The 9,796-nt window shown below is 64.5% G+C and carries 8 protein-coding genes and 1 pseudogene; 6 read left to right on the forward strand and 3 right to left on the reverse strand.

The window, feature by feature from the left end:
• Both AC062T_RS02580 and AC062T_RS02585 read right to left on the reverse strand, forming a co-directional pair.
• Positions 1–310: isocitrate lyase/phosphoenolpyruvate mutase family protein (locus AC062T_RS02580; RefSeq protein ID WP_476027119.1), on the reverse strand; the 310-nt coding region annotated here is incomplete at its 3' end.
• A gap of 71 nt (positions 311–381) precedes the next feature.
• On the reverse strand, positions 382–1,824 hold the full coding sequence (locus AC062T_RS02585; RefSeq protein WP_476027121.1) for an MFS transporter: 1,443 nt from the start codon (positions 1,822–1,824) through the stop codon (positions 382–384).
• A gap of 240 nt (positions 1,825–2,064) precedes the next feature.
• Between AC062T_RS02585 and dnaK the strand changes: the two genes are divergently transcribed.
• The 6 genes from dnaK to AC062T_RS02615 all read left to right on the forward strand — a co-directional run bounded on the left by dnaK (position 2,065) and on the right by AC062T_RS02615 (position 9,327).
• On the forward strand, positions 2,065–3,909 hold the full coding sequence (gene dnaK / locus AC062T_RS02590; protein WP_476027123.1) for a molecular chaperone DnaK: 1,845 nt from the start codon (positions 2,065–2,067) through the stop codon (positions 3,907–3,909).
• 2 nt (positions 3,910–3,911) lie between these two features.
• The gene (locus AC062T_RS02595; RefSeq protein WP_108518355.1) at positions 3,912–4,493 is read left to right on the forward strand and encodes a nucleotide exchange factor GrpE; all 582 of its coding nucleotides are present in this window, start codon (positions 3,912–3,914) and stop codon (positions 4,491–4,493) included.
• A 73-nt stretch (positions 4,494–4,566) separates the two neighbouring features.
• On the forward strand, positions 4,567–5,526 hold the full coding sequence (locus AC062T_RS02600; protein WP_476027125.1) for a DnaJ C-terminal domain-containing protein: 960 nt from the start codon (positions 4,567–4,569) through the stop codon (positions 5,524–5,526).
• 2 nt (positions 5,527–5,528) lie between these two features.
• Positions 5,529–5,960, forward strand: a complete 432-nt coding sequence (locus tag AC062T_RS02605; protein ID WP_476027127.1) for a heat shock protein transcriptional repressor HspR — start codon at positions 5,529–5,531, stop codon at positions 5,958–5,960.
• Positions 5,947–7,134 (forward strand): class I SAM-dependent methyltransferase, encoded by a 1,188-nt coding sequence (locus AC062T_RS02610; RefSeq protein ID WP_476027129.1) that lies wholly within the window; start codon positions 5,947–5,949, stop codon positions 7,132–7,134. Before AC062T_RS02605 ends, AC062T_RS02610 begins: the two co-directional genes overlap by 14 nt.
• Before the next feature lie 36 nt (positions 7,135–7,170).
• A complete protein-coding gene (locus AC062T_RS02615; RefSeq protein ID WP_108518348.1) occupies positions 7,171–9,327 on the forward strand; it encodes an ATP-dependent Clp protease ATP-binding subunit in 2,157 nt (718 codons plus the stop codon).
• Positions 9,328–9,535: 208 nt separating this feature from the next.
• On the opposite strand, the pseudogene AC062T_RS02620 reads toward AC062T_RS02615, so the two are convergent.
• A pseudogene (locus AC062T_RS02620) lies at positions 9,536–9,796 on the reverse strand (LLM class F420-dependent oxidoreductase); the annotation flags it as partial.

Here is a 9,796-nt window from a genome sequence, read left to right on the forward strand (position 1 = left end):
CCACATTGTCTTCGACCCCCTTGGCGTCGGCCGAATACCCCTTCTCAAAGTCGACAGACACCGGCAGCGACGTTGCGTCGATGACGAGTTTCGCGGCGGCGAGCGCCTGGTCTACCGTGAGTCCTTCGCTATCGGGCACACCGTGGGCGAACGAGATCGAGTGGCTCGCTGTGGCGAGGGCCTTGACCCCTTGAACTTCGGAGACGATGCGGGCGGTTACGGCATCCCACACATTGGTCACGATGAGCGGTGAACCGGGCACGTGCAGCGAGCGGAGGAGTTCAGCGTTGACGATAGTGGGGTTGGTCATTTCCTCAGAGTGCCCTTGATTGGCGCGCTCCGCCACCCTCGTTGTGTGCAGAGGGCGGCGGATGCTGCGGGTCACGCCACGCGTTCGTGCTTCGGCAGACGTACGAAGAGCAGCATGATGAGGCCAATCAGAAGCACGAGGCCGATGCCGAGCACTCCGTAGATGATTCCGCCGAAGATGCTCAGGAAGAGCGCCCAGGCGAGAGGGGAGAGAAAGCTGGCGACGCGGCCCGTCGTGGCGTAGAGGCCGAATATCTCGCCCTGCATGCCAGCAGGGGTGACGCGCGTGAGCAGTCCGCGGCTCGCGGCCTGGGCGGGGCCCACGAAGGCGCACAGGGTAAGACCGCAGATCCAGAAGACAATCGTGCCGTAGTCGCGAAGGGCGAACACCGCGACCGTCATCAGCACGAGTCCTGCCAAGGTCGCGACGATAAGTCGCTTCGGGCCGACAATGTCGTCGATTCGCCCGGCGAAGATGGTTGAGACGCCGGCGACCAGGTTGGCGGCGACGCCGAAGATCATCACCTCGATCGTGCTGAAGCCGAAGCCCTGCGCAGCGAGGATGGCACCGAAGGCGAAGACCCCGGCGAGCCCGTCGCGGTAGACCGCGGCGGAGACCAGAAACCAGAACGTCGAGCGGTTGTGCTTGAACAGCTTGGCGAGGTCCTTTGCCAGCACGACGTAGGAGCCAAAGAAGGAGGCCTTCTGGGCGCCCGGGTACGCGGGAGACTCGGGCACGTTCCTAAACATCGGGATCGCGAAGATTAGCGTCCAGACCGCGCAGACCACAGCGACGAGCTTGAAGGCGAGCGCCTGGTCGGTGCCAATGCCAAAGATGAGCGGGATGCACAGCACGAGTGCGAGGATGCCGCCGATGTAGCCGAGGCCCCATCCGAGGCCTGAGATGCGGCCGACGGTCGCGGGCGTCGAGACCTCGACGAGCATCGCGTTGTAGCTGACCCCGCCGATCTCGCTAACGACCGCCCCGATTGCGACGGCGAGGGCGCCGAACCAGAAGTACTTGGGGTCAGCTTCGACGAAGAAGAGGGAGAACTGGATGAGCGCTATCGCGATCGTGGCGCCGATGAGCCACTTCTTCTTGTTACCCCGGGCATCGGCCTGCTGGCCCAGCACGGGAGCGAGAACGAGAATCAAGATGCCAGCGGCAAAGTTGGCCCAGCCCCACCATTCAGCAAGATCGGTGAGACCCCGGCAGTACTCGCTTGCCATGTTCTCGGCCAGGGCGCAGCTCATCCAGCTGCCGTCTGCCAGTTGCCCGGATGCTGCGACCTCCGGCTCGAGGAACTGGCGGGATGTCAGGTACAGCGAGACCCACACGAAGGTGAGGATGACCGTGTTGAAGGGCTGCATGGCCCAGTCCCACATGGCCCATGACAGGACGACCTTTTTGGGAGCCGGGTCGCCGCTCACTCCCCGACCGATCGGACCGAGCGCCTGGGTGTTGGCTGCCGTAGGGGGTGCGGGAACGGCTTCGCTGCCGTGGTTGGTCGTCATGCGATCAGGTTACTGGTGCTGGGTTAGTTTTCTGCGCCTCCCAATGCGAGGGTCGGGGCGACGAATTACAGTGAGCGTCGGGGCTGAAAGTTGAGTGAGAGTGGCGCAAGTTTTTCGCATTCGACTTGACACGGCCGAGCCCTGATCTAAAATTGAGCTACTCCGGCTCAACTATGTAGTTGAGCGCGGGCAAGACTTCATTCCAGCCTCAGAAACACGCAACATATAAGGAGAACGCACATGGCTCGTGCAGTAGGAATCGACCTCGGTACCACCAACTCGGTGGTTGCCGTTCTGGAGGGTGGCGAACCCACCGTTATCGCCAACGCCGAGGGCTTCCGCACCACGCCCTCCGTTGTGGCCTTCACCAAGGACGGCGAGACCCTCGTCGGAGAAACCGCCAAGCGTCAGGCCGTCACGAACGTTGACCGCACGATCGCCTCAGTCAAGCGCCACATGGGCACCGACTGGACCACCGACATCGACGGCAAGAAGTACACGCCGCAGGAGATCTCGGCCCGCATCCTCGCCAAGCTCAAGCGTGACGCCGAGCAGTACCTGGGCGAGCCCGTCACGGATGCCGTCATCACGGTTCCCGCGTACTTCAACGACTCAGAGCGCCAGGCCACCAAGGATGCCGGTGAGATCGCCGGACTCAACGTGCTGCGCATCATCAACGAGCCCACCGCAGCAGCCCTGGCCTATGGCCTCGACAAGGGCAAAGAAGACGAGCTCATCCTCGTCTTCGACCTCGGTGGCGGAACCTTCGACGTCTCGCTGCTCGAGGTGGGCAAGGACGACGACTTCTCCACGATCCAGGTGCGCGCGACCGCCGGTGACAACCGCCTCGGTGGCGACGACTGGGATCAGCGCGTTGTCGACTACCTCATCAAGCGCTTCAAGGAGACCACAGGCGTCGACGTCTCGAACGACAAGATCGCCAAGCAGCGTCTCAAGGAAGCCGCTGAGCAGGCCAAGAAGGAGCTCAGCTCCTCGATGAGCACGAGCATCCAGCTGCCCTACCTCTCCCTCACGGAGAACGGCCCGGCCAACCTGGACGAGACCCTCACGCGCGCCAAGTTCGAAGAGCTCACCGCCGACCTGCTCGAGCGCACCAAGCGCCCGTTCAACGACGTGATCAAGGAGGCCGGCGTCAAGGTTTCTGACATCGCCCACGTTGTTCTCGTTGGTGGCTCTACCCGTATGCCCGCGGTCTCCGACCTCGTCAAGAACCTTCTTGGCGGCCAGGAGCCCAACAAGGGCGTGAACCCGGATGAGGTCGTCGCGGTTGGCGCAGCCCTCCAGGCCGGCGTTCTCAAGGGTGAGCGCAAGGACGTTCTGCTCATCGACGTGACCCCCCTGAGCCTCGGTATCGAGACCAAGGGTGGCATCATGACGAAGCTCATCGAGCGCAACACCGCTACCCCGACGAAGCGCAGCGAGACCTTCACCACGGCAGACGACAACCAGCCTTCTGTGGCGATCCAGGTCTTCCAGGGCGAGCGTGAGTTCACCCGCGACAACAAGAACCTGGGAACGTTCGAGCTCACCGGCATCGCTCCCGCCCCCCGCGGCATCCCGCAGATCGAGGTCACCTTCGACATCGACGCCAACGGCATCGTGCAGGTGCACGCCAAGGACAAGGGCACCGGCAAGGAGCAGTCCATCACCATCACGGGTGGCTCTGCGCTGTCGAAGGAAGACATCGACCGCATGGTGCGCGAGGGCGAAGAGCACGCGGCAGAAGACAAGCGTCGTCGCGAAGAAGCCGAGGTGCGCAACGCTGCCGAGCAGTTCGTCTACTCCACCGAGAAGCTTCTCAAGGAGAACGAAGACAAGCTCTCTGACGGCGTGAAGACCGAGGTTCAGGCCGATGTCGACGCCCTCAAGTCGGCCCTCGCTGGCGACGACGAGGCAGCGGTCAAGACCGCCCTCGACAAGCTCAACGAGAGCCAGCAGAAGATCGGCGAAGAGATCTACGCTGCTGCACAGGCAGCGGAGTCTGCTCCCACCGCCGAAAGCGCCGAGGCGACGGATGAGGACATCGTCGACGCCGAGGTCGTGGACGAGGACGACAAGAAGTAACTATGACTGACAAGAATCAAGGCAAGAACTCAGACGAAGTGCCTGAGCCCGATGTGGGAAACACAGAGAACGCTGCGGAAGCCGAAGGCCTGATCGAGGCTGAAGGGCCCGACGTCGAGACATCGCTCGAAGACGCCGACCTTTCGTTCCTCGAGAAGAACGCCAGCGACCTCGCGACCGAACGGCTGGCCGACCTGCAGAGACTGCAGGCCGAGTACGCCAACTATCGCAAGCGGGTCGAACGCGACCGGGAGGCTAACCGCGTCCTGGCCGTCGCCGACGTCGTCTCGTCGCTACTCCCCGTGCTCGATGATCTCGACAGGGCAGAAGCGCACGGCGACCTCGAAGACGGGCCGTTCGTGATCATCGCGCAGAAGCTGCGCTCAACCCTTGAGCGCACAGGGCTCGAGCGCGTTGGCGAAAAGGGCGCGGAGTTCGACCCCAGCGTCTATGAGGCCATCGCCCAGGTGCCCAGCCCCGATGTCACGGTCATGACCGTGCTCGATGTGCACAAGGTGGGCTACCGACTCGGAGACCGGCTGCTTCGCGCAGCCCAGGTCGCCGTGGCGGTTCCTCAGGACTAGTAACAACCTGCGATCAGCGGGTCGGGTGGAGACACCCGACCCGCTGCGCCCTAGTTTTAGAGAGGAGTCGCCGATGGCCAGCCAAGACTGGTTGGAGAAGGACTTCTACAAGGTGCTCGGAGTCTCGAAAGACGTCTCCGATGCAGACCTCAAGAAGACCTATCGCAAACTCGCACGGCAGTACCATCCCGACTCGAACCCTGGCGATGCCAAAGCCGAGGCCCGATTCAAGGAGATCAGCGAAGCAAACGCTGTGCTCTCGGACCCCGAGACTCGACGCGAATACGACCAGGTGCGCGCGATGGGAATGGGCCAACCCCGCTTCACCGCAGGGGGCCAAGGCCAGGCCGGCGGGTTCGACGACATCTTCGGAGGCATGTTCGGTGCTGGCGGCGGAGGCCGCACCCAAAGCGCCGACTTCGGCGATATTTTCGGAGGCATGTTCGGGGGTGGCGGTGGTGGTTTTCGCACCGCCCCGACCAAGGGCCGCGATGTTACGGCCACGACGACCCTCGACTTCGTGTCTGCCATCAAGGGCGACACCATCCGGCTGCAGGGCGTCAACGGCAAGCCGATGACCGTGCGCATTCCCGCAGGGGTCAGCGATGGACAAAAGATCCGGCTCAAGGGCAAGGGAGAGCCGAGCCCCGATGGCGGGCCCGCCGGCGACCTGACCATCGCGGTGTCGGTGACCAAGCATCCCGTGTTCTCGCGCGACGGAGACAACCTGCGCGTCGACGTGCCGATCACCTTTGTCGAGGCCGTCGAAGGCGCGACGATCGAGGTGCCCACGCTCGGCGGAGACCCGGTCAAGCTCAAGGTGGCCCCGGGCACACCCAGCGGGCGCGTTCTGCGCGTCAAGGGGCGCGGTGTCGTGACGCCCTCACACTCTGGCGACCTGCTCGCGACCGTGCACGTTGTCGTGCCCAGCAGGCTCACCCCGGATGCCGCCAAGGCTGTCAAGGCGTTGGCCAAGGCCCTGCCAGACGAAAACCCGCGCGAGGATCTGCTCGCCAAGGCTCGAAGGGGATAGGAATGGACCCCGCGACCCCGCTGTTTGCCATTGCGGTTGCTGCAGAACTCTCGGGCATGCACCCGCAGACTCTGCGTCAGTACGATCGCATGGGCTTGGTGCGCCCCAAACGCACGAGCGGAAAGTCGCGGCGCTATTCGATGAAGGATGTTGTGCAGCTGCGGGAGATCGCAGCGCTCGGAGCCGAAGGGGTCAGCCTCGAGGGCATCCGTCGCATCCTTGATCTCGAAAACCAGGTGGGTCAGCTCACGGAGCGCGTGCGAGAACTAGAGGTCGCACTCGCCGACGAGCTGCTCAACCGACCCGGGCGGCGAGTGTTCGCTGCCGACGAGTCAGGTGCCGTTGTCTCCCTGAGAACCGGTGAGCGCATCCGGCGCCCCAACGAGGTCGTCGTGTGGCGGCCATTGAGCGGAGCTGACCGTGGCCGAGTTTGATTTTTCGCGCCTGCGACGGTTTCCCGACCTCGAGGCAGACAACCTTTTTGCCGTTGATGCGAGTGACCGGCTCATCCTCGACGAGGCACGCGCTGCGCTCGCCGAGGCACCCAACAGGGTGGTGGTGATCGGCGACCGCTACGGAGCACTCACCCTCGGTGCCGCCGCGCAGCACGATGCGTGGGGAATCAGGGTTCATCAAGACGTGCTGAGCGGGCAGCAGGCGCTCGCTCATAACGCCGCGAGTTGCGGGCTCGGCGACCGCTACGAGAGCTTTGGGCTGGAGCCCGCCCTCGTCGAGGGGGCCACAACGGTGCTCATGCAGTTGCCGCGGAGCCTGTCGCAGCTCGACGAGACCGCGGCGCTCATCGCCCGCTACGCCGACCCCTCGGTGGTGATCTACGCCGGCGGCCGCATCAAGCATCTCGCGCCCGCCATGAACGACGTTCTCTCTCGCCACTTCGACACCGTGACGCCCTCGTTGGCGCGGCAGAAGTCGCGCGTTCTGGTGGCCAAAGGCGTGCGAGAGAACCCCCAGATCACCCACTACCCGCAGCGCGAATACATCGATGAACTGGGGATGTGGGTGTGCGCTCACGGTGGCGTGTTCTCCGGCTCCAAGCTCGATATCGGCACGCGCTATCTGCTGGGCTTCTTGCGCCAGATGAAACCGGATGCTCGCACGGCGATCGACCTGGGCTGCGGCAGTGGCATCCTCGCGGCTGCGCTTGCCAAGTCTCGACCGGGCCTCGCCGTTCTCGCCACGGACCAGTCCGCGGCGGCCGTGGCGTCGGCCCGTGCGACGGCCGAAGCCAACGACTTGCCGATTACGGTGGTGCAGGATGTCGGCCTCTCAAATCAGCCTGACAACTGTGCAGATCTCGTCGTGCTCAATCCGCCGTTCCACGTCGGTTCTGCCGTTCATGCCGGAATCGCACTGAGCCTGTTCGAAGATGCCGCACGGGTGCTCAAGCCGGGCGGCGAACTCTGGACCGTCTACAACTCGCACCTGGCCTACCGTTCTGCGCTCACCCGCACGGTCGGACCAACCAGGTTGGTGGGCCAGAATCCTAAATTCACCGTGACGGTGTCGACCTATGGCGCAGGCGCCCCTGGTCGGCCAGAGATAGACGACAAGACGAAAACAACCGCAACACCCGTGAGACAAAAGTGAGTCACTCCGACTCGATTGCGTGAGAGGGAAGAGCAGATGGCGAACATGCAGGGAGCTCCAGGAACCGACGAGGAGCAAAAGAGCGCGCTCGAGCAGTACGGCGTTGATCTCACCGAGATCGCACGAACGGGCAAGCTCGATCCCGTCATCGGGCGTGATGCTGAGATTCGCAGGGTCAGCCAGGTGCTTACGCGACGCACCAAGAACAACCCTGTTCTGATCGGGGAGCCCGGTGTGGGCAAGACTGCCGTCGTCGAGGGGCTTGCCCAGCGAATCGTCGCTGGCGATGTCGCCGACTCGCTCAAGGGCAAGCGGCTCGTCTCGATCGACCTCGCTGCCCTCGTGGCCGGGGCCAAGTATCGCGGCGAGTTCGAGGAGCGCCTCAAGGCCGTGCTCAAGGAGATCAACGACTCCGACGGCGAGGTCATCACCTTCATCGACGAACTGCACACCCTCATGGGCGCTGGCGGCGGCGAGGGATCCGTGGCGGCATCCAACATGCTCAAGCCCATGCTCGCCCGCGGTGAGCTTCGCATGATCGGAGCAACCACCCTCAACGAGTACCGCGAATACATTGAGAAGGATGCGGCACTTGAGCGGCGCTTCCAGCAGGTGTTCGTGGGCGAGCCGAGCGTCGAAGACACCGTCGCCATTCTCCGTGGACTCAAGGAGCGTTACGAGGCCCACCATAAAGTGGCCATCGCCGACAGCGCCCTTGTCGCTGCGGCCACGCTGAGCAACCGCTACATCACGGGCAGGCAGCTACCCGATAAGGCCATCGACCTGATCGACGAGGCGGCAAGCCGGCTCAAGATGGAGATCGACTCGTCGCCGGTCGAGATCGATGAACTCAAGCGCGCGGTAGACCGCATGCGCATTGAGGAGCTCGCTCTCAAGAAGGAGAAAGACCCCGCGTCCAAGGCCAGGCTCGAGAAGCTCCGCGAAGACATGGCCGAGAAGAACGACGTCCTGGTCGAGCTCGAGGCGCGGTGGAAGAACGAGAAATCGGCGCTTCAGGATGTCGGTGAGCTCAAGACTCAGCTCAACGGGGCCCGCATCAAGCTCGATCTGGCGATGCGCGAGGGCGACTACCAGGCGGCATCCAAACTCAACTATGAGGTCATCCCGCGCATCGAAAAGGCGATCGCGGAGGCGGAGAACGCCGAGATCAAGGGCGAGCGGATGGTCAACGACCAGGTCACGGAGAGCGATATCGCTGCGGTGGTCGCGGCGTGGACCGGCATCCCGGTCGGGCGACTCCTGCAGGGAGAGACCGAGAAGCTGCTGCACCTGGAGGCGGAACTCGGCAAGCGCCTCGTCGGGCAGAAGCGGGCCGTCGAGGCTGTCTCGGATGCTGTGCGCAGGTCGCGCGCCGGCATCGCCGACGACAGCCGCCCCACGGGGTCGTTCCTGTTCCTCGGGCCAACCGGCGTGGGCAAGACGGAACTCGCGAGGGCACTCGCCGAGTTCCTCTTCGACGACGAGAAGGCCATGATCCGCATCGATATGAGCGAATACGGGGAGAAATTCTCGGTCTCGCGCCTGGTCGGAGCCCCTCCCGGCTACATCGGCTACGAACAGGGCGGTCAGCTCACGGAGGCCGTGCGTCGTCGCCCCTACTCGGTGATCCTGCTCGACGAGGTCGAGAAGGCGCACCCCGAGGTCTTCGATGTGCTGCTGCAGGTGCTCGACGACGGGCGGCTCACCGACGGCCAGGGCCGCACGGTCGATTTTCGCAACACCATCCTCATCCTCACCTCGAACCTGGGCAGCCAGTTCCTCATCGACCCCACGATGACGCCCGAGATGAAGGAGGAGGCGGTGATGCTCGCGGTGCGTCAGGCGTTCAAGCCCGAGTTTGTGAACCGTCTCGACGACATCGTGGTCTTCTCGGCGCTGAGCGAGCAAGATCTCGCCCAGATCGTGGAGCTCTACATCGACCGGCTCGGCCGGCGCCTTGCCGAACGCAGGCTTGAGCTTGCGGTGACTCCGGATGCGAGGGCGTGGCTGGCCGAGCGCGGCTACGACCCGCTCTATGGTGCCCGCCCGTTGCGCAGGCTCATGCAGAAGGAGATCGACGACAAGCTGGCGATGGCCCTGCTCGGCGGCCGCATCGTGGACGGCGACACCGTCCTGGTGAGTCTGCAGCCCGACGGCGAGGGGCTCCAAGTCAGCACGCCGGAGAACCGGTAGCGTCGGCCCGGTCGCTCGCCTAGCCCGGCCCGCGCCTGGCCCGGCCCGGTCGCTCGCCGCTCCTCGTAACTGCTCGCCGCTCCCGATACTTCGGGCGCGGCGAGCAGTTTAAGGGCGCGCCGAGCGCTTGCTGGGCACGCGACTAGCGCTAGCGGTGGAGCTAGCGGTGGAGCTAGCGGGCCCGAGTCGAGCGCTGGCGGGCGCGCGCCTAGCGCAGCGCTGGCAGGACCTCGCGCTCGAACAGCTGGGCACTCGTGCGGTCGTAGGCGACGTCGGCAAAGTAGTGGATCGCATACGCGAGCCCCAGGTCGCCCATCGCCCCGAGGCGGTCGGTGACCTGCTGCGGGGTGCCGACGAGCGCCGTGCCGTCGCGATATTCGGCCACATACTTGGCTGCCTCTGCCGGGCCGATGTGGGGTGCGATGCGCGCCTCAATCGCGTCGATCATCCGCCCCAGCTCGTGCTCGTT

It is taken from the genome of Homoserinimonas sp. (assembly GCF_056262345.1).

Coding starts and splice junctions, on each gene's coding strand:
- AC062T_RS02600 (WP_476027125.1), top strand. CDS start 4,567: ATGGCCAGCCAAGACTGGTTGGAGAAGGACTTCTACAAGGTGCTCGGA.
- AC062T_RS02605 (WP_476027127.1), top strand. CDS start 5,529: ATGGACCCCGCGACCCCGCTGTTTGCCATTGCGGTTGCTGCAGAACTC.
- AC062T_RS02595 (WP_108518355.1), top strand. CDS start 3,912: ATGACTGACAAGAATCAAGGCAAGAACTCAGACGAAGTGCCTGAGCCC.
- dnaK (WP_476027123.1), top strand. CDS start 2,065: ATGGCTCGTGCAGTAGGAATCGACCTCGGTACCACCAACTCGGTGGTT.
- AC062T_RS02615 (WP_108518348.1), top strand. CDS start 7,171: ATGGCGAACATGCAGGGAGCTCCAGGAACCGACGAGGAGCAAAAGAGC.
- AC062T_RS02585 (WP_476027121.1), bottom strand. CDS start 1,824: ATGACGACCAACCACGGCAGCGAAGCCGTTCCCGCACCCCCTACGGCA.